The organism is Wenxinia saemankumensis (assembly GCF_900141735.1).
GTDB classification, from domain to species: domain Bacteria; phylum Pseudomonadota; class Alphaproteobacteria; order Rhodobacterales; family Rhodobacteraceae; genus Wenxinia; species Wenxinia saemankumensis.
Genome location: NZ_FQYO01000002.1, coordinates 426,255 through 445,755, shown reverse-complemented (window position 1 = coordinate 445,755; position 19,501 = coordinate 426,255). Strand labels below are relative to the sequence as shown.

The 19,501-nt window shown below is 70.6% G+C and carries 19 protein-coding genes; 7 read left to right on the top strand and 12 right to left on the bottom strand.

The window, feature by feature from the left end; genetic code table 11:
- Window positions 1-76: 76 nt before the first annotated feature.
- Window positions 77-1,342, top strand: coding sequence for a phosphoribosylamine--glycine ligase (gene purD, locus BUE30_RS05965; protein ID WP_073326939.1), 1,266 nt, complete (start codon window positions 77-79; stop codon window positions 1,340-1,342).
- A 74-nt stretch (window positions 1,343-1,416) separates the two neighbouring features.
- On the opposite strand, the gene BUE30_RS05960 is transcribed toward purD, so the two are convergent.
- The 5 genes from BUE30_RS05960 to BUE30_RS05940 all read right to left on the bottom strand — a co-directional run bounded on the left by BUE30_RS05960 (window position 1,417) and on the right by BUE30_RS05940 (window position 6,990).
- The gene (locus BUE30_RS05960) at window positions 1,417-1,929 is read right to left on the bottom strand and encodes a CarD family transcriptional regulator (RefSeq protein WP_073326936.1); all 513 of its coding nucleotides are present in this window, start codon (window positions 1,927-1,929) and stop codon (window positions 1,417-1,419) included.
- A 232-nt stretch (window positions 1,930-2,161) separates the two neighbouring features.
- Window positions 2,162-2,497: a ferredoxin FdxA gene (gene fdxA / locus BUE30_RS05955; RefSeq protein WP_073326933.1), complete on the bottom strand. Its 336-nt coding sequence runs from the start codon at window positions 2,495-2,497 to the stop codon at window positions 2,162-2,164.
- Window positions 2,498-2,591: 94 nt separating this feature from the next.
- Window positions 2,592-2,972, bottom strand: coding sequence for an RNA-binding S4 domain-containing protein (locus BUE30_RS05950; protein WP_073326930.1), 381 nt, complete (start codon window positions 2,970-2,972; stop codon window positions 2,592-2,594).
- Window positions 2,969-6,217 (bottom strand): helicase-related protein, encoded by a 3,249-nt coding sequence (locus BUE30_RS05945; RefSeq protein ID WP_073326927.1) that lies wholly within the window; start codon window positions 6,215-6,217, stop codon window positions 2,969-2,971. The genes BUE30_RS05950 and BUE30_RS05945 overlap by 4 nt, the downstream gene beginning before the upstream one ends.
- A 119-nt stretch (window positions 6,218-6,336) precedes the next feature.
- Complete coding sequence (locus BUE30_RS05940) at window positions 6,337-6,990, bottom strand: tetratricopeptide repeat protein (RefSeq protein WP_244526281.1); 654 nt, start codon at window positions 6,988-6,990, stop codon at window positions 6,337-6,339.
- Window positions 6,991-7,079: 89 nt separating this feature from the next.
- Here BUE30_RS05940 and BUE30_RS05935 point away from each other — a divergent pair, with 89 nt between their 5' ends.
- Together BUE30_RS05935 and BUE30_RS05930 are read left to right on the top strand one after the other, a co-directional pair.
- Window positions 7,080-7,370: an SCP2 sterol-binding domain-containing protein gene (locus tag BUE30_RS05935; RefSeq protein ID WP_073326926.1), complete on the top strand. Its 291-nt coding sequence runs from the start codon at window positions 7,080-7,082 to the stop codon at window positions 7,368-7,370.
- A gap of 8 nt (window positions 7,371-7,378) precedes the next feature.
- Entirely contained in the window at window positions 7,379-8,329 is a 951-nt protein-coding gene (locus BUE30_RS05930) for an alpha/beta fold hydrolase (protein ID WP_073326925.1), read from the top strand.
- A gap of 41 nt (window positions 8,330-8,370) precedes the next feature.
- Here BUE30_RS05930 and BUE30_RS05925 read toward each other — a convergent pair whose 3' ends face one another.
- From BUE30_RS05925 to BUE30_RS05905, 5 genes are read right to left on the bottom strand one after another with little or no spacing between them, the layout of a single operon-like run.
- Entirely contained in the window at window positions 8,371-8,790 is a 420-nt protein-coding gene (locus BUE30_RS05925) for a GlcG/HbpS family heme-binding protein (RefSeq protein WP_073326924.1), read from the bottom strand.
- Window positions 8,791-8,801: 11 nt separating this feature from the next.
- Window positions 8,802-9,266, bottom strand: coding sequence for a methyltransferase family protein (locus tag BUE30_RS05920; RefSeq protein WP_244526280.1), 465 nt, complete (start codon window positions 9,264-9,266; stop codon window positions 8,802-8,804).
- Window positions 9,263-11,389 (bottom strand): malate synthase G, encoded by a 2,127-nt coding sequence (locus BUE30_RS05915; RefSeq protein ID WP_073326923.1) that lies wholly within the window; start codon window positions 11,387-11,389, stop codon window positions 9,263-9,265. Before BUE30_RS05915 ends, BUE30_RS05920 begins: the two co-directional genes overlap by 4 nt.
- 58 nt (window positions 11,390-11,447) lie before the next feature.
- A complete protein-coding gene (locus tag BUE30_RS05910) occupies window positions 11,448-11,594 on the bottom strand; it encodes a DUF2256 domain-containing protein (RefSeq protein ID WP_212590707.1) in 147 nt (48 codons plus the stop codon).
- Window positions 11,595-11,616: 22 nt separating this feature from the next.
- On the bottom strand, window positions 11,617-11,868 hold the full coding sequence (locus tag BUE30_RS05905) for a hypothetical protein (protein ID WP_073326922.1): 252 nt from the start codon (window positions 11,866-11,868) through the stop codon (window positions 11,617-11,619).
- A 117-nt stretch (window positions 11,869-11,985) separates the two neighbouring features.
- Here BUE30_RS05905 and pepN point away from each other — a divergent pair, with 117 nt between their 5' ends.
- The 3 genes from pepN to BUE30_RS05890 all read left to right on the top strand — a co-directional run bounded on the left by pepN (window position 11,986) and on the right by BUE30_RS05890 (window position 16,176).
- Entirely contained in the window at window positions 11,986-14,538 is a 2,553-nt protein-coding gene (pepN, locus tag BUE30_RS05900) for an aminopeptidase N (protein ID WP_073326921.1), read from the top strand.
- Window positions 14,539-14,610: 72 nt separating this feature from the next.
- Window positions 14,611-15,171, top strand: a complete 561-nt coding sequence (locus BUE30_RS05895; RefSeq protein WP_073326920.1) for a type 1 glutamine amidotransferase domain-containing protein — start codon at window positions 14,611-14,613, stop codon at window positions 15,169-15,171.
- Window positions 15,172-15,315: 144 nt separating this feature from the next.
- Window positions 15,316-16,176 carry a 1-acyl-sn-glycerol-3-phosphate acyltransferase gene (locus tag BUE30_RS05890; RefSeq protein ID WP_139300491.1) on the top strand — a complete coding sequence of 287 codons (861 nt, stop codon included), beginning with the start codon at window positions 15,316-15,318 and terminating at the stop codon, window positions 16,174-16,176.
- Between the two features lie 10 nt (window positions 16,177-16,186).
- Here BUE30_RS05890 and BUE30_RS05885 read toward each other — a convergent pair whose 3' ends face one another.
- Complete coding sequence (locus BUE30_RS05885; RefSeq protein WP_083601168.1) at window positions 16,187-17,035, bottom strand: transglycosylase SLT domain-containing protein; 849 nt, start codon at window positions 17,033-17,035, stop codon at window positions 16,187-16,189.
- A 47-nt stretch (window positions 17,036-17,082) separates the two neighbouring features.
- Window positions 17,083-17,694 (bottom strand): lytic transglycosylase domain-containing protein, encoded by a 612-nt coding sequence (locus tag BUE30_RS05880; protein ID WP_073326918.1) that lies wholly within the window; start codon window positions 17,692-17,694, stop codon window positions 17,083-17,085.
- 211 nt (window positions 17,695-17,905) lie between these two features.
- On the opposite strand from BUE30_RS05880, the gene gatB reads away from it, so the two are divergent.
- Window positions 17,906-19,426, top strand: a complete 1,521-nt coding sequence (gatB, locus tag BUE30_RS05875; protein WP_073326917.1) for an Asp-tRNA(Asn)/Glu-tRNA(Gln) amidotransferase subunit GatB — start codon at window positions 17,906-17,908, stop codon at window positions 19,424-19,426.
- Window positions 19,427-19,501 lie beyond the last annotated feature (75 nt).

The window sequence follows — 19,501 nt, the reverse complement described above, 5'->3', positions numbered from 1 at the left end:
GCGTCTCTCCGCTCTCGCCAAGGTCGGGCCGCCACCTTATGACCGCGGCGCGACGAACGAAAGCGGAGGCGGTCCCTTGAACATCCTCATCCTCGGTTCCGGCGGACGCGAGCACGCGCTGGCCTGGGCGGTGGCCCAGAACCCGAAATGCGACCGGCTGATCGTCGCCCCCGGCAATGCCGGGATCGCGGAGGTGGCCGAGTGCGCGGCGATCGACCCGCTCGACGCCGAGGCCGTGATCGCCCTGGCCGAGGAGAACGGGATCGACTTCGTGATCGTGGGGCCTGAGGCGCCGCTCGCGGCGGGCGTGTCGGACCGGCTGCGCGAGGCGGGGCTTGTGGTTTTCGGACCCTCGGCGGCCGCGGCGCGGCTGGAAGCGTCGAAGGCTTTCACGAAAGCGATTTGCGACGCGGCGGGGGCACCGACGGCGGCCTATGCCCGCTTCGATGCGCTGGACCCCGCCCTCGCCCATGTCCGCGCGCATGGCGCGCCGATCGTGGTCAAGGCCGACGGGCTCGCCGCCGGCAAGGGCGTGGTGGTGGCCGAGAGCGTGGCCGAAGCCGAGGCAGCGCTGCGCGACATGTTCGGCGGCGAGTTCGGCACGGCCGGCGCCGAGGTGGTGATCGAGGAGGTCCTGAGGGGCGAGGAGGCGAGCCTGTTCGTCCTGGTCGACGGCGAAGCCTGCCTGCCGATCGGGACGGCCCAGGATCACAAGAGGGTGGGAGACGGCGATACCGGCCCCAATACCGGCGGCATGGGCGCCTATTCCCCGGCCCCGATCCTGACGCAGGACGTTCTCGACCGCGCCATGGACGAGATCGTGCGCCCCACCATGGCCGAGATGGCGCGGCGCGGCACGCCCTACCAGGGCGTGCTCTATGCCGGGCTGATGATCGAGGACGGCGCGCCGAGCCTCGTGGAATACAACGTGCGCTTCGGCGATCCCGAGGCGCAGGTGCTGATGATGCGGCTGGGGGCGCAGGCGCTCGACCTGATGCAGGCCTGCGCCGAAGGGCGGCTGGACGGGATCCGCCCGCAATGGGCCGAGGACCACGCAATCACCGTCGTGATGGCGGCGGACGGCTATCCCGGTGCTTACGACAAAGGTAGCGAGATCAGGGGCCTGGACGCCTTTCCTGCGACATCGCGCGACGTCGTCTTCCACGCGGGCACCGAGCGGCGGGAGGGGCGCCTCGTCGCGGCGGGCGGGCGGGTCCTGAACGTCACCGCGCGCGGTCCCACCCTGCGCCAGGCACGGGACCGCGCCTATGCCATGGTGGACGCGATCGACTGGCCCGGCGGGTTCTGCCGGGGCGACATCGGCTGGCGCGCCCTGGACTGAACGAAGCAGGAAGGGGCCGCACCCTGCGGCACGGCCCCCTTCCCCGGACTTCGGCGCCCGGGATCCCGCCGCGATCAGGCGGCGGCGGCGCGGCTCGACAGGACGGAGCCGATCTCTTCCGCCGCGGCGGTCTCGTCATTGCCGGCGACGGCGGCGATCTCGCGCGTCAGGCGCTCGAACGCGGCCTCGTAGAGCTGCCGCTCGGAATAGGACTGCTCGCGCTGGTCGTCGGCGCGGTGCAGGTCGCGGACCACTTCGGCGATGGCGATCAGGTCGCCAGAGTTGATCTTCTGCTCGTATTCCTGGGCCCGGCGCGACCACATCGCCTTCTTCACCTTGGCCTTGCCCTTCAGCGTCTTCATCGCATGGGCGACGACATCGGGCGAGGACAGGGCGCGCAGGCCGGCATCCGTCGCCTTGGTCGTGGGGACGCGCAGCGTCATCTTGTCCTTCTCGAACGAGATCACGAAGAGCTCGAGCTCGAAGCCCGCGACCTCCTGCTTCTCGATCGAGACGATCTTGCCCACCCCGTGCGCGGGGTAGACGACGAAATCGTTCGGGCTGAAATCGTTCTTCTTCTTCGACATGGTGGCAGCCTCTCGGTCAGGGGCGCATCCGGGCCGGACGACGACGGCGACCCGGCGAAGGACAACCTTCGTCGGGCAGGTCGGTCGGACGTTCGATCAGGACAGCGACAGCGTCATTTGACCGACACCATAGCACGAAAAACGCCCCCACGGAAGGGTGGAGACTTGACGCATGGTCTGGGCCCCGTCCAGGCTGCTCGGCCCGGCCGGAGGGGGAACCGGCGGAGGCGGCTCAGCCGCCCTCGCCCGGCTTTTCCGAGAAGAGCTCCATCTTGCCTTCCTTGCCGTCCATCTCGTCGGCGTTCGGCAGCGGATCCTTCTTGGTCACGATGACCGGCCACATCTCGGAATACTTGCGGTTGAACTCGACCCATTTCTCCATGTCCGGCTCGGTATCGGGCCGGATGGCGTCGGCAGGGCATTCGGGCTCGCACACGCCGCAATCGATGCATTCGTCGGGGTGGATCACCAGCATGTTCTCCCCCTCGTAGAAGCAGTCCACGGGGCAGACCTCGACGCAGTCGGTGTACTTGCAGGCGATGCAGCTGTCGTTGACGATGTAGGTCATGGGGGTCTCGCGGGCGTTGGTCCGGGGGGCGGTCTAGACCCGGGCGCGGGGGGCTTCAAGGCGGGGGCGGGGGAAATCGCCCCCGGCGTCGGCCTCAGGGTCCGCTCAAATCGTCGAGATTGTCGAGGGCGCGGCGGTCCTTCTTCGTCGGGCGGCCTCCGGCCTCGCGGACCGGCGCGGCGGGGTCGCGCGGCGGCGGCGGGGCGGAATGGTCCTCGTAGAGGGCCTGCGCCTCGGGCGCGGGACCGCGCCGCTCGCCCAGGGCCAGCACCTTCACCACGCGGATCCGCTCGGCCTGCGGGAAGGTCAGCATCGCGCCGGGTCGCACCCCGGCCGAGGGTTTCGTCACCTTCTGCCCGTCGATCCGCACGCCCTTCTCGGCCACCACCTTCGCGGCGAGGCTGCGCGTCTTGAAGAACCGCGCCTGCCACAGCCACTTGTCGATCCGCAATTGCGGGGCGGCGGATTCCGTCACTTGGCCTTGAAGCCCGCCAGCGCGGCGGCGAAGGGGTTGTCCGGATCGACCTGCTTCTCCTTGCGGGGCGGGCGCGAATCGTAGGTCTGCGGCGCCCGGTCGCCCTTGGGGCCGCCGCGTTTGCCCTTCGGCCCCTTGGCGCGGTTCGGGCCGTCGCGGCCGTCGCGCGGCCCCTGCCCCTTCGCCCCGCGCTCGCGGCCCTGTCCCTGGTGTCCCTGGTCCTGGCGCGCGCCGCGGCGTTGGCCCTTGCCCTGAGCCGCGCCCTGACCCTGGCGCTCGCCGCGCGGGGCACCGCGCTGTTGCCTCCCCCGGCCGGCCCAGGTGAAGGTGTAGAAGATCTCGGTCTCCGCCGGGGCGGCGGCCTCCGGAAACTCGTTCGGGACATCGGCCCGCACCTCGGTCCCGGCATCGGCGCCCGCATCGGCGAGCTCGTCGGCCCGCATCTCCGACGTGACGGGCGCGGAGCGGCCGCCGATCGCCTCGGTTCCGTCCTCCATCGTCGGAGCGCCCGGCATCTGCCCGGGCAGTTCCGACGGGCCGCCCGGCGGCGGCATCTCTGTCGGGGTATCGCCCGGCGCCTCGACCGGCGGCTCCGGCGGCGTCTCGGAGGGTATGTCGGGTGCGGTCGGCGACGGGTCCGGGGCAGGCACGTCCGGCCCCGGCGCGGGATCCGGATCGCCCGGCAGGTCCGGCTCGGTCGGCGTGGGGTCCGGCACCGGCACGTCGGGCGTGTCCGGAGTCTGCGGCGGCGCCTCGGGCAGGTCGGGCTGCGGCGTCTCCTCGGGCGTCTGCGGCGCGTCCGGGGTCGGTCCCGGTGCCGGAACGTCGGGCCCGGGCTGGTCCGGCTGCGGACCGGCGGCGGCGGGCTTCACCTTGGGACGCTCGCCCTTCTCGGCCCGGTAGCCCAGCCCCTCCATCAGGACGGCGAACTGCTCCAGCGACAGGCCCGTGATCGAGAGCATGTCGGGATTGGCCTCGAACCCACCGCGCGAATCGCGGTCGCGCAGCATGTCGGCGAGCCGCTCCAGCATGTCGAGACGGACCGCCCGCTCGCCCGCGGCGCGGTAGCCGGCCATCGCGAAATAGCCCGCCGGCACGCCCTGCGCGGCCGGCACGGTGACGAGGCCCGGCGGCGGGCTCTCGGGGAACTCGTCCAGTCCCTTGGACAGCCCCCAGAGCAGCAGCCGGATCCGGGTCGGCGCGGGCTTGAGCAGCGCGGGCATGAAGATCGTGAACTGGCCGAACCGGATGCCGTGCTTGCGCAGGGCGGCGCGGTCCTCCTGCCCCAGCGATTTGACCTCGTCGGCGACCTCGCCGCGCGGGATGATGCCGAAATTCTCGACCATGCGGTAGGCAAAGCCCTTGGCCTGCCCCGTCAGCGTCTCGTCCCTGGACAGCGCGATCAGCGGCTCCTGCGTGGCGGCGACGCGGCGGTCGACGAAATGCTGCAGCCGGCGCTGCACCTTCTTCGCGACCTCCTCGCCCGCCTCCTCGTCGACGAAGGCCTTCGCCTCGGGTTTCAGCGGATCGGCCCCCGCCACCAGCTTGCCGACCGCGTCGGAGCCCCACATCAGGCCCCCCTGCTCGGTCACGTCGATCTCGGTGTCGGGCGCGTTGTAGAACCGGTCGGCGCGCAGGGTGAACTGCGGCGCCAGCGCCTCGCGCGCGGCGCGGGCGACGGTCCTCGCCTCGTCCGGGCTCGCGGTCTTGTCGGCGCGGAAGCGGAACCCCTCGAGCCGCCCCAGCAGCTCGCCATCCACGCTCACCTCGCCCTTGTCTGTCACCTCGGCCACAAGGCTCTCCCTCTGCTTGAGCCGCCGGGCGAGCACGCTCGTCCGCCGGTCCACGAATGCCTGTGTCAGCGCGGCATGCAGCGCGTCCGACAATCGGTCTTCTACCCTGCGGGTCTCGGCCCGCCAATGCTCTTCGTCCTGCACCCAGTGCTTGCGCTGTGCGACGTAGGTCCAGGTGCGGATGTAGGCCAGCCGTTTCGACAACGTGTCGATGTCGCCGTCAGTGCGATCGATCCGCTCCACCTGGGCGGCGAACCACGCGCGCTCGACATGGCCGTGCTGGTGCAGGTCGCAGAAGATGCGGCGCAGCAGCGCCGCATGCTCGCCCTTCGAGATGCCGCGGAAGTCGGGCACCCGGCACACGTCCCAGAGCAGGTGCACCGAATGGCCGTCGCTCGCGCGGGCCTGCACCTCGGCATCCTCGGCCAGCGTCTTGAGCGCGGTGACGTCGTCGGCGTCGCGCACGCGGGTGAGCCAGGGATTGTCCGTCCGCTCCTCGAGGCTGGCGATCAGCGCCCTGATCGAGCCGAAGCGCAGGCGGGCATTGCGCCATTGCAGCTTCTGCACGGGGCGGAATGCATGGTTCTCGATCGCCTGGATCACCTCGTCCTCCAGCGCGGGCGCCTCGCCCGTCGTGCCGAAGGAGCCGGCCTTCATGTGCCGCCCGGCCCGGCCCGCGATCTGCGCCAGCTCGCCCGCGTCGAGATGCCGCCAGCGGCGTCCGTCGAACTTCTCCACCGCCGAGAAGGCGACGTGCTCGATGTCGAGGTTGAGCCCCATCCCGATCGCGTCCGTCGCGACGAGGTAGTCGACCTCGCCCCGCTGGTACATCGCGACCTGCGCGTTGCGCGTGCGGGGGCTGAGCGCCCCCATCACCACCGCCGCCCCGCCCTTCGTCCGGCGCAGCAGCTCGGCGATGGCGTAGCAATTGTCGACGCTGAACCCCACGATGGCCGATCGCTCGGGCATCCGGCTCAGCTTTCTCGCGCCGGTATAGGTCAGGGTCGAGAACCGCTCGCGCCGGCTGAACTGCACGCCGGGCACCAGCGCCGCGATGGCGCCGCGCATCGTCTCGGCCCCCATGAAGATCGTCTCGAGCCGGCCGCGCGCGTTCAGCAGACGGTCGGTGAAGACATGCCCCCGTTCGGGATCGGCGCAGAGCTGGATCTCGTCGACGGCGAGGAAATCGCAGCCCATCCCCTCGGGCATCGCCTCGACGGTGCAGACCCAGTACTGCGCGCGGGTCGGCACGATCCGCTCCTCGCCCGTCACCAGCGCGACGACCGACGGGCCGCGCGCGGCGACGATGCGGTCGTAGACCTCGCGGGCGAGCAGGCGCAGCGGCAGACCGATCACGCCCGAGCGATGAGCGAGCATGCGCTCGATCGCGTAATGCGTCTTGCCGGTATTGGTGGGGCCGAGGACCGCGAGGATCCGCCCGTCATGGGCCATGGGGATCGCGTCCCTGCGCTGCTGCTGGGTCAGAGATAGCGGCTGCGCGCCCGAACGCAACCTGGGCGCCCCCCGGATCGCCCCGCAAGAGAGCCGTCAGGGACCTGCCGGGGGGACTGTCAGAGCGGCTGGCCGCCGAAGCGCTGTTCGAGCTGCTCGACCATGTAGGTCACCTCGGCATTGGCCGGATGCATCTCGTGCACGCGCGAGAACAGCTCCAGCGCGTCCTCCTCGCGGCCCAGCTCCTGCAGCAGGACGGCGAAGCCCTGCATGGCGAGGAAATGCCGGGGGTTGAGGACGAGCGTCTGGCGCAGGTCGTCGATGGCGGGCCCGATCAGGCCCGACGTGTAATAGGCGGTCGCCCGCCCGTAATAGGCCTCGGCGAAGTCGGGCGCGTAGTCGATGGCGGCAGTGAAGTGCTCGGCCGCGCGGACGGGGTCGCCCGCCTCCATCGCGTCCTGCCCGCGCGAGAGCAGCAGGTCCACGGTGGGCGAGCCGCTGCGCGACCATTCGAGGAAGATCCGCTGCACGATCCGCGCGTCCAGCCCCTCCGGCGCCTCGGCCAGCTGGGCGAGCAGCTCGTCGACCCGCGCCTCGGCCCCGGCCGCGTCGCCGGGCGCGGCCTCGGGGGCGTCCTCGGGCAGCGGCACCGGCGCGGGCAGCGTGGGCGCGGCCTCGGGCAGCATGTCCTGCGCGGCGAGCGGCGCGGAAAACCCGGTCGCGGCAGCCAGTGCCGTCACGGCAGATTTGATCGAGGGGATGCGGAAGGTCATACCCTGCAAGGTAGACCAGACCCGGCGCCCCCGTGACAAGCCGAAGCGCACGCGGCGCCGATCACATGACGGACAGCAGGAGAGAGAGAATGAGCGAGACCATCACCGAGGCCGTGACCCGGCTCAACGCCAAGCTCGGCGGCGAGGGCTTCGACGGCAACGCCAAGTTCGTGATCGAGGACGAGGGTACGATCCTGCTCGACCAGTCCGGCGCGCGCGCGGGCGAGGGCGAGGCGGACGTGACGCTCACCGCCGATGCCGAGACCTTCAGGGCGATCCTCGACGGCGAAAAGGACGCGACCGCCGCCTTCATGCAGGGCCAGCTCAAGGTCGACGGCGACATGGGCCAGGCGATGAAGCTGGCCGGCGTGCTGAGCTGAAGCCGCCCGTGACCGGACCCGCCGCGCAGACCGGACCGGCCCCTCTTCACGACGACGTCTCCGGCGCCCCCGCCGGGGGCGTCGCGGCCTGGCTGGACACGGATGACGGCGTGCGGATCCGCGCCGCCGCCTGGGGCGGAGCGGCCAGCCCGCGCGGCACGGTGCTGATGTTCCCGGGCCGGACCGAATACATCGAGAAATACGGCGCGCTCGCCGGCGATCTGACCGCGCGCGGCTTCGCCTTCGCCACGGTCGACTGGCGCGGCCAGGGCCTCGCCGGGCGGATGCACCCGCAGCGCGATCTCGGCCATGTCGTGACCTTCCGCGACTACCAGCGCGACGTGGCAGCGCTTCTCGCCTTCGCGCGGGCCAGGGCCCTGCCGGAGCCGTTCTACTTGATCGCCCATTCGATGGGCGGATGCATCGGCCTGCGCGCCCTGATCGAGGGGCTGCCGGTCCGGGCGGCGGTCTTCTCGGCCCCAATGTGGGGGATCGCGCTGACCGGCGCGATGCGCGCCGCCGCCTGGGGGCTGTCGACCCTCGCCCGGCCGCTCGGCCTGTCGGGCCGGATGGCGCCGGCGCAGGCGCCGCATCCCTACGTGCTGAAGACCGGCTTCGAGGACAACACGCTGACCACCGACCGGGCGCAATGGGACCGGCTCGGACGCCAGATCACCGCCCATCCGGACCTCGCCCTGGGCGGCCCGTCGCTGCGCTGGCTGAACGAGGCGCTGGTCGAGATGCGGGGCCTGTCGCGCCGCCCCTCGCCGCCGGTTCGGGCGCGCTGCTGGCTGGGCACGGACGAGAGGATCGTCGATCCGGGCCGCATCCACGACCGGATGGGACGGTGGCCCGGCGGCGCGCTGACCGTGGTCGAGGGCGGCCGACACGAGATCCTGATGGAGCGGGCCGAGATCCGGGATCCCGTGCTGGACGGGATCGAAGCCCATTTCCGCTGAGATGCGGGGGGCCGCGGCCCCTGCCGGTCAGCCTTCTGCGGTCAGGCCTCGCCCGTCAGCCCCGCCGCCGCGATCCCGGCCATCGCCGCCGCGGCATCGTTGTCGGACGTGTCGCCGGTGACCCCGACCGCGCCGGTCACGACCCCGTCCTGCCGGATCAGCACCCCGCCCGGGACCGGGACGACGCGCCCGCCGAAGGCGCCGTTCATCGCCGCCATGAAATAGGCCTGGTCCTCGGCCCGCTTCATCTGCGCCGCACCGCCCATGCCCAGCATCACCGCGCCATAGGCCTTGCCCAGCGCGATCTGGAACCGCCCCGGAGAGGCGCCGTCCTCGCGCTCGAAGGCGAGGACGTGGCCGCCCGCGTCGAGCACGATGACGGAGAGGGGCTTGAGGCCCATCCTGCGCCCCTCGGCGCGGGTGGCTTCGATGATGGTGCGGGCCTGGTCGAGCGTCGGCATCGGTTTCTCCTTTACCAGCGGCGGGTCTGAGCGATGTAGCGCTCGGCCTCGGCGCCGAAGGCGGCGCGCAGGCCCGCCTCCTCGCCCCGGACGAAGCGCCGGTCGATGATCCAGAGGAAGGGCAGGACGGCGAGGATCGCGCCCAGCGCCCCGAGAAGCAGGCCCGTCCCGGCCAGGGCCAGCGCCATGCCGGTATAGATCGGGTTGCGGTTCAGCCGGAACGGCCCCGCCGCGATCAGCCGGCGCGGGGTCTCGCGCGGCATGATCGGCGTGGCCTGCCGGCGGAACCAGAGCGCGGACCACAGGATCAGCGCGAGGCCGAGCGCGACGAAAAGCCAGCCGGCAAGCGCGGCGGAGGGCGCCTCCAACCGGACGACCGGCAGCCAGCGCGCCAGCGCCCACTGGAGGGCGAGCGTCCCCAGCGCCCAGACCGGCGGCAGGTCGGGAAAGCCCCGCAGATGTCCGGCCGCGCTCACGCCTCCGCCTTCTTCTCCAGCCGGCGGCGGTGCAGGACCGGCTCGGTATAGCCCGAGGGCTGATCTCGCCCCTCGAAGACCAGGTCGCAGGCCGCCCGGAAGGCCGCGCCGTCGAAGGACGGGGCCATCTTCTCGTAGGCGGGATCGCCCGCGTTCTGGCGATCGACCACGGCGGCCATCTTCTTCATCGCCGCCATCACCTGATCCTCGGTGACCACGCCGTGATGCAGCCAGTTGGCGAGACCCTGGGACGAGATGCGGCAGGTCGCGCGATCCTCCATCAGGCCGACATCGTGGATGTCAGGCACCTTGGAGCAGCCGATCCCGGCATCGATCCAGCGGACGACGTAACCGAGGATGCCCTGCGCGTTGTTCTCGAGCTCGGCCGTCACCTCCTCGTCGGTGAAGTTGCGCCCCGTCGCGACCGGCACCGTCAGCAGGTCAGACAGCGAGGCGCGCGGCCCGCCCTTGGCGATCTCCTCCTGCACCTCGTGGACGTTCACCCGGTGGTAATGCGTCGCGTGCAGCGTCGCGGCGGTGGGCGACGGGACCCAGGCGCAGTTGGCGCCCGCTTTTGGATGGCCGATCTTGGCCTCCAGCATGTCCGCCATCCGGTCGGGCATGGCCCACATGCCCTTGCCGATCTGCGCGCGCCCCCGCAATCCGCAGGCGAGGCCGATATCGACGTTGCGATCCTCGTAGGCCTTGATCCATTTCGCCGACTTCATCTCCCCCTTGGGGATCATCGGTCCGGCCTCCATGCTCGTATGGATCTCGTCGCCCGTCCGGTCGAGGAAGCCGGTATTGATGAAGGCGACCCGGTCCTTCGCGGCCCGGATGCATTCCTTGAGGTTCGCGCTGGTCCGCCGCTCCTCGTCCATGATGCCGAGCTTCACCGTATTCCGCGGCAGGCCGAGCATGTCCTCCACCCGGTCGAACGTCTCCACCGCGAAGGCGACCTCCTCGGGGCCGTGCATCTTGGGCTTCACGACATAGACCGACCCGGTCTCGGAATTGCGGGGCCCCCGCGTCTTCGCCAGGTCGTGCATGGCGATGAGGACCGTCAGGGCGGCGTCCATAAGCCCCTCGGGGATCTCCGATCCATCCTCCATCAGGATGGCGGGATTGGTCATCAGGTGGCCGACATTTCGCACCAGCATGAGGGACCGGCACTTCACGATCAGGTCCGACCCGTCCGGGGCGGTATAGGTGAAGTCTCCGTGCAGCTTGCGGGTGACCGTCTCGCCGCCCTTCCGGAAGGTCTCGACGAGGTCGCCCTTCATCAGGCCCAGCCAGTTCGAATAGGCCAACACCTTGTCGCGCGCATCGACGCAGGCGACGGAATCCTCGCAATCCATGATGGCCGTCAGCGCACTCTCGAGGTGAACCGCGTCGATGCCGGCGGGGTCGGTCCGGCCGATCTCGCCCTCGGCATTGACGAGGATCTCGAGCTTCAGACCGTTGTTCTCGAAGAGGAACATCTCCCAGCCGTCATGCTCGACATGGCCCAGGACCTGGCCCGGATCGGCCAGCCCTCCGGCGCCCTCGATCACCAGCCCGTCTTCCCAGGCGAGGCGCGTGACATCGGCCCACGACCCCGAGGAGAGCGGCACCGCCCCGTCGAGGAAGCGCTTCGCCCAGGCGATCACGCGGGCGCCGCGCTCGGCATCGTAGCCCTTGCCCGCCGGCAGGTCGCCCAGTGCGTCGGTGCCGTAGAGCGCGTCGTAGAGCGAGCCCCAGCGGGCATTGGCGGCGTTGAGCGCGAAGCGGGCATTGGTGATCGGCACGACCAGCTGCGGGCCGGCGATGTCCGCGATCTCGGGGTCGACGTCCCGGGTAGCGATCTCGAAATCCGGCCCCTCCTCGACGAGGTAGCCGATCTCGCGCAGGAAGGCCTCGTCCGCTTTCCCGCCGCCCTTGAGCCGCGCGTCGATCCGCGCCTGCAATTCCTCGCGCCTCTCCAGCAGCGCGGCATTGCGGGGGGCGAGATCGCGCACGAGGGCCGCGAACCCGGACCAGAAGGTCTCGGCCTCCACCCCCGTTCCGGGCAGCGCCCGTTCCTCGACGAAGTGCAGAAGCGGCAGGGCCACGGAAAGCCCGTGGCGGTCGGCGCGATCGGTCATGGGGGCCTCCGGCATCTCTGACCCGGCGCACCCTAACGCGGCGGCGGGCGCGGACAAGCTATCCGCGCGCCTTGCCGCGCCGGCATCGTTCCGAACAATAGCGGACCTCGTCCCAGTCCCGCGCCCATTTGCGCCGCCAGGTGAAGGGGCGGCCGCAGACGGGGCAGGTCTTGACCGGCAGATCGGCCTTCCTCACGCGAGGCATGGCGGATGCCGCGCGAGGCGGATCACTCGGTCACGGTATCGGGCGCGAGGCCGTCCTCGGCGGGGGCGGGCGTCGTCTCGCCGGTTTCCAGATCGGTGCCGACCCCGAGCTCGGTCTGGGGCGTGTCGTTGGACGGCGTCTCTCCCTCGTCCACCGACCAGAAGAGCAGGAACATGATCATGGCCACGCCGAACACCGCCGCGAAGGCGATGCCCCAGAGCGCGGGGCGGTGGCGCTTGGCCTGCTTCTCGACATTGGTATGCGGTGCGGACATGGGGCCCTCCTGTCGTCGTCGTCACGCCGGCATGGCGCATGCGGCGCCGTTGCGGCCCCGCCTTCGTGCACATACGGTCCGGCCACCGCTTCGGTTCCCCCCTCGGAAGGTTCCCCGATGAAAGACGCCGCCCCCCGGACGATCCGCCTCGCCGATTACGCGCCGCCCGCCTGGCTGGTGGCGGACGTGGCGCTGACCTTCCGGCTCGATCCGCAGGCGACGCGGGTGCTCTCGACCATCCGCTTCCGCCCGAACCCCGACAGCACCGACCGCACCTTCTTCCTGCATGGCGAGGGGCTGAAGACGATCTCGGCCACGATCGACGGCCGCCCCGCGACCCTGCGCGAGGCAGAAGGCGGGATCACCTGCGACGTGCCCGACGCCCCCTTCACCTGGGAGGCGGAGGTCGAGATCGCCCCGGCGGAGAACACCGCGCTCGAGGGGCTCTACATGTCGAACGGCATCTACTGCACCCAATGCGAGGCCGAGGGCTTCCGCCGCATCACCTGGTATCCCGACCGGCCCGACGTGATGGCCCCCTTCCGGGTCCGCGTGGAGGGCGACCTGCCGGTCCTGCTGTCGAACGGCAATCCCGAGGCATCGGGCCCGGGCTGGGCCGAGTGGGACGACCCGTGGCGCAAGCCGGCCTATCTCTTCGCGCTGGTCGCGGGGGACCTGGTCGCGGTGCGCGACCGCTTCACCACGCTGTCGGGACGCGAGGTCGATCTCGGCATCTGGGTGCGCCCGGGCGACCAGGGCCGCTGCGCCTTCGCGATGGAGGCGCTCAAGGCGTCGATGCGCTGGGACGAGGAGGTCTACGGCCGAGAATACGACCTCGGCGTCTTCAACATCGTGGCGGTGGACGACTTCAATGCCGGCGCGATGGAGAACAAGGGGCTGAACGTCTTCAACTCCGCCCTCGTCCTCGCCTCGCCCGAGACCGCGACCGACGGCACCTACGAGCGGATCGAGGCGGTGATCGCGCATGAATACTTCCACAACTGGACGGGCAACCGCATCACCTGCCGCGACTGGTTCCAGCTCTGCCTGAAGGAGGGGCTGACCGTCTTCCGCGACCAGCAGTTCACCTCCGCCATGCGGTCCGAGGCGGTGAAGCGGATCGAGGATGCGCAGACGATCCGCCGCCACCAGTTCAAGGAGGACCAGGGTCCCCTCGCCCACCCCGTCCGGCCCGAGAGCTTCGTCGAGATCAACAACTTCTACACGATCACCGTCTACGAGAAGGGGGCGGAGGTGATCGGGATGCTGCGCCGCCTTGTCGGGGCGGCCGCCTACAAGCGCGCGCTCGATCTCTATTTCGATCGCCATGACGGCGACGCGGCCACCATCGAGGACTGGCTGCAGGTGTTCGAGGACGCGACTGGCCGCGACCTGTCGCAGTTCAAGCGCTGGTACAGCCAGGCCGGCACGCCCCGGCTCTCGGTCGAGGAGGCCTGGGAGGACGGCACCTACACCCTGATCTTCACGCAGGAGACTCCCCCCACCCCCGGTCAGCCGGACAAGGCGCCGCAGGTCCTGCCCATCGCGGTCGGACTGCTGAACCCCAACGGCGACGAGGTGGTGCCGACGAAGGTGCTCGAGATGACCGAGGCGCGGCAGAGCTTTGCCTTCGAGGGGCTTTCCGCCCGGCCGATCCCGTCGATCCTGCGGGACTTCTCGGCCCCCGTGGTGCTGCAGCGCGAGGTGCCGAGCGCCGAGCGGGCCTTCCTGCTCGCCCACGACACCGATCCGTTCAACCGATGGGACGCGGCGCAGGCCCTTGCCCGGGCCGCGCTGATGGATGCCGCCGGGGGCGCGGGCGATCCGGCCCCCGACTGGATCGAGGGGCTGGGCCGCGCGCTCGCCGATACCGGGCTCGACCCCGCCTTCCGCGCTCTGCTCCTCGATCTTCCGGGGGACGAGGACATCGCGATCGCGCTGGCCGAGCGGGGCGACGTGCCCGACCCGGACGCGATCCATTCCGGTCGTGCCCGGATCCGCCGGATCCTGGCCGAGCGCCTGTCCCCGCAGCTCGAGGCGGCCTACCACGAGGGCGCCACCCCCGGCCCCTACGATCCCTCCGCCGGCCCGGCGGGCCAGCGGGCGCTGCGCAACCGCGCGCTCTGGATCCTGACCGCGGCCGATGGCGGCGCCCGGGCGAGGGCCCAGGTGGCGGCGGACGAGAACATGACGAACGTCCTCGCCGGCCTGTCCGCCCTGCTCTCCATCGGGGCGGGCGAGGCGGAGGCGGCGGCCTTCCACGACCGCTGGAAGGACGAGCGCCTCGTCCTCGACAGCTGGTTCGCCCTCGTCGCCGGGCAGGCCCCGCCGGAGAGCGCGGTCGAGACGGCCCGCTCCCTCGCCGATCACCCGGCCTTCGCCTGGAAGACTCCGAACCGCTTCCGCGCCCTGATGCGGGGCCTCGCCGGCAATCATGCGGGTTTCCACCGCGCCGACGGGGCGGGCTACGATTTCCTCGCCGACTGGATCGTCCGGCTCGACCCCGTGAATCCGTCCGTCGCGGCCCGCACGAGCACCGTCTTCTCGTCCTGGAAGCGCTACGATGCCGGGCGACAGGAAAGGATGCGCGCCGCCCTGCACAGGATGCTGGATCGCGACGATGTGAGCCGCGACCTCGGGGAAATGGCCCAGCGCATGCTGGAGGGCTGAGGAACCGGCCCCCGCCCCTTTCGCGTTGCCGGCCCATCGAATGACGACCGAAACGGCGAAAGGAGCCTTTCCATGCCCAAGATCGGCGACAGCAAGATCCTCATCCTCGCCACCGACGGCTACGAGCGCAGCGAGCTGCGCCAGCCGCACGAGGAACTGCAGAAGCGCGGCGCGACCGTGCACATCGCCTCGCCCGAGGGCGGCGAGATCAAGTCGTGGGACGAGACGGACTGGGGCGACAGCATCGCCTCCGATCTCAAGCTCTCGGACGTGACGTGGAGCGATTACGACGCCCTCGTCCTGCCGGGCGGCCAGATCAACCCGGACGTGCTGCGGACCAAGCCCGAGGCGGTCCAGCTGGTGAAGGACTTCGTCACCGGCAACAAGATCGTCGCCGCCGTCTGCCACGGCCCCTGGCTGCTGGTCGAGGCGGACGTGGTCCGCGGCCGCGAGATGACCTCCTATCCCTCGATCCGCACCGACCTGAAGAATGCCGGCGCGAACGTGGTCGACAAGGAGGTCGCCATCTCCAACGGCATCATCACCAGCCGCAACCCGAACGACCTGCCGGCCTTCATCGACAAGATCGTCGAGGAGGTCGAGGAGGGCGAGCATCGCCGTCCGGCCGCCTGACCGGCAGGCCCGGGGGCCGGCGAGCGCTCGCCGGTCCCCGGCCCTTGTCTTCGGATTGCTTGATTTCGCCTTTCCCCCAGGCCAGATGTCACGGAACTCTTACCGCGGGATGATGGCTTCTCTCCGCGTAGCATGGGCGGAGCAATGCGAGACAGGATCGACCCCCTCATCGAGGAACGGGCCCCCTGGATCTACCGGAGGGGCATGGCGATCCGCATGCTCCGGGGGCTGCTCCATCTCGGGCTCTCCTACGACCGCACCGTCGAACTGGCCGAGAAGTACCGCGACTGGTCCACGCACCAGCTGATGGACGACCTCGCGTCGATGCTCGCGCGCGAGGTGCAGGTGACGGGCCTGTCGAACATCCCCCGCCACGGCCCCGCGATGATCGTCGCGAACCATCCGACCGGCATCATGGACGGCATCGTGCTGTGGCATGTCCTGCGCCCGATCCGGCCCGATCTCTACGTCTACGCCAATCGCGACATCCTGCGCGTCGTGCCGCAGATGGCCGACGTGATCGCGCCGGTCGAATGGCGCAAGGATCAGCGCAGCCACGGCAAGACGCGCGAGACGATGGCCTTCACCCGTCAGGCGGTGAAGGACGGGCGGATCGGGATCATCTTCCCCTCCGGCCGCCTCGCCCAGCGCAAGAAGCTGTCGCTGCACGAGCGGGACTGGATGCCCTCGGCCGCGATGCTCGCGCGGAAATACGACCTGCCGGTCATCCCGATCAACATCCGGGCCCGCAATTCCAGCCTGTTCTACCTGTTCGACCTGATCCACCCCACCCTGCGGGACATCACCCTCTTCCACGAGACGCTGAACAAGGCCCGTCAGCCCTACCGGGTCACCATCGGGGAAGAGGTCTCGCCCGCCGCCATTCCGGCCGGCGGCGAGGAGGGGATCGAGATGCTCAAGCGCATCACCCTCTCGCTCGGCGGCGAGAGCGAGGGGCCGGCGGTCAGCCTCGTCCGCGCGACCCGGCCCGTCCTGAAGTCCTGAAGCGCTCGCGTCAGCCCCGGACCGGCGCGCCGGCCGGGCCGGGCGTGGTCAGCAGCGCATAGGGCCGGTCCTGCGGCCGCGGCACCGTGTCGAGCGGCGCGATCTGGCAGTAATCCTGCGACCGGGTCCATTCCGCGATCTCGTCGCGGACCCAGCCATGGCTCATCGGGCCCCACTGATTCGCGATTCCGCGCCCGCCCGCCGCGACCACGTCGTGATCGGGAACCACGACCGACATGATCCGCACCGCGCAGGACAGGTTGGCCGTGCCGCTCTGCAGTTCGGACCCGCTGTCCGCCCGGCAATCCACGGCATCGGCGGTGCTGGGATAGATCTGAAGCAGCCCGTGATAGAGGCCCGCCCCCACCACCTCGGGCTGGAAGCGGCTTTCGTAATAGGCAATGCCCGACATCAGGCCGGTCCAGAAGGCGCGGCGGTCGCGGAGCGAGGCCTGCTCGTAGCCCGGGCACCAGGTCGCGATATCGGCGGGGATGGTGGCGGGCACCTCCGCGCCGTGCCCCTCGAGCGCGGACATCATCACCCGCGTCCAGAGCGGGCCGCGGCTCTCGTCGTTCCACTGCGCGGCCGGCAGGTAGGGATCGCGCGCACGCGGCCGGGCGGGCGGAAGACCCACATTGACCGGCGGCGGGGCAAGCTCCGGCCGGGCGGCGGGGCGCGGCACGACGACGGCGGTCGCGGCCAGCGCGGGTGCCAGGGGGGCGGAGGTGGCCGTGGCGGCGAGATCGGACGGCAGCGGCGCCGATTGCGCGGCCAGCGCGCCCGGCAGCCCGAGGAGTGAGGCGAGGACCGCGCCGCGCAGGCCCCCCGGGATCGACCTGGTCGTCATCGTCGTGCGCATCCTCGATCCTTCCGGCCGCTGGGGCCCTGCTGTCCGTCGTCCGTCGATCAGCCCTGCTGCGCCGCGGCACCGGGCCGGCAATATTCCTGGTTGCTCACCCAGTCGCGCATCTCGGCGCGGTGCGTGGCGGAATGGAACGGGCCCCAGTCCAGCATCCCGCGCGAGACGGTCCCGCGCGAGGCGACCTGATGGGCCGCGATGCGGACCGCGCATTGCAGGTTCGCCGTGCCGTCGCGCAGCGCCTCACCCGACTGCGCCTCGCAGCCATAGCCGCGGGCCGTGCGCGGGTCGATCTGGACGAGGCCGAACCAGCGACCGCCGCCACCGACCGCGCGGGGGTTCCAGGTGCTCTCGAACCGCGCCAGCGCCGAGAAGAGACCGGCCCAGAAGGCCGCGCGTTCCTCCTGCGGGGCGGTGTCGAAGCCGGGGCACCAGCTTTCGATGTCCGCAGGCAGGGTCGACAGCAGGACCGCGCCCTCTTCCTGCAGCGCCTCGAGCGTCGCCTCGGTCCATTCCTCGCTCTCCGGCCGGTGGTCCCACGCCATCACGGGCAGGGCCTCCACGATCTCGACGTCGGGGCTCTCCAGCACGGGCGAGGTCGCGCAGGCGGAGAGCAGGGCCACGAGAGCGAGCGGCGCGGCGGCGAGGCGGAAGTTCATCGGATCTGGACCGTCGTTGTTGAAGACCGGCGGCTTGGACCCGGATTCCGCCCCGAGGTCGAGTCGGCCTTTCGGCTCTGCCGCAATTTTCGGCAGATTCTCGCCTGACGTAGAGGTAAATCCCGCCGATCCCGGGCACTTGTCCACAGCTTGCCCCCTTCGGGGCCTTCGCCTAGAACCGCCGCACCCCGAAGGAACGAGGTGCGCCCCCATGCTGGACCTGACATTCGAAGCCCCCGCGCCCAGGCGGATCTCCGGCGCCACGGGCGACTGGGAGCTGGTGATCGGCCTCGAGGTCCACGCCCAGGTCGCGACGAAGGCCAAGCTCTTCTCGGGCGCCTCGACGCGGTTCGGGGCCGAGCCGAACAGCAACGTCGCCTTCGTCGATGCCGGGATGCCCGGAATGCTGCCCGTCATCAACGAGGGCTGCGTGGCGCAGGCGGTGCGGACCGGGCTGGGGCTGAAGGCCGTGATCAACCTCGTCAGCGCGTTCGACCGCAAGAACTACTTCTATCCCGACCTGCCGCAGGGCTACCAGATCAGCCAGCTTTATCATCCCATCGTCGGCGAGGGCGAGGTGATCGTCGAGATGGGCCCCGGGATCGCGCGGCGCGTCCGGATCGAGCGGATCCACCTCGAGCAGGACGCGGGCAAGTCGATCCACGACATGGACCCGCACATGTCCTTCGTCGATCTCAACCGCACCGGCGTCGCCCTGATGGAGATCGTGAGCCGCCCCGACATCCGCGGGCCCGAGGAGGCCGCCGCCTATGTCGGCAAGCTGCGCCAGATCATGCGCTATCTCGGCACCTGCGACGGCAACATGCAGAACGGCAACCTGCGCGCGGACGTGAACGTCAGCGTCTGCCGGCCCGGCGACTACGAGCGCTACCAGGAAAGCCAGGACTTCAGCCATCTCGGCACGCGCTGCGAGATCAAGAACATGAACTCGATGCGCTTCATCCAGCAGGCGATCGAGTACGAGGCCCGCCGCCAGATCGCGCTGCTCGAGGACGGCAGGACCGTCACGCAGGAAACCCGGCTCTACGATCCCGACAAGGGCGAGACGCGCTCGATGCGATCGAAGGAGGAGGCGCACGATTACCGCTACTTCCCCGATCCCGACCTGCTCCCGCTCGAGATCGAGCAGGGCTGGGTCGACGACATCGCCGCCTCGCTGCCCGAACTGCCGGACGAGAAGAAGGCGCGGTTCATGGCCGAGTTCGGCCTGACCGACTACGACGCGGGCGTCCTCACCGCCGAGGTCGAGACGGCCGCCTATTTCGACGCCGTGGTCGAGGGCGGCGCGGGCCGCGATGGCAAGATGGCGGCGAACTGGGTCATCAACGAGCTGTTCGGCCGGCTGAAGAAGGACGACCGGGACATCACCGAAAGCCCCGTCTCCCCCGCCCAGCTGGGCGGGATCGTCGACCTGATCGCGAAGGGCGACATCTCGGGCAAGATCGCCAAGGACCTGTTCGAGATCGTCTATTCCGAAGGGGGCGACCCGGCCGAAATCGTCGAGTCGCGCGGCATGAAGCAGGTCACCGATACCGGCGCGCTCGAGGCGGCGGTGGACGAGGTGATCGCCGCGAACCCCGCCCAGGTCGAGAAGGCCAGGGCGAACCCCAAGCTCGCGGGCTGGTTCGTCGGCCAGGTGATGAAGGCGACGGGCGGCAAGGCGAACCCGGCCGCGGTCAACCAGTTGGTGACGGAGAAGCTGGGGCTCTGACGCCCCTCCCCCGCGAAGACCGGGAACGGCGCCCCTTGCGGCGCCGTTTTCCGTTCCGGGACCCGCACACGAAAA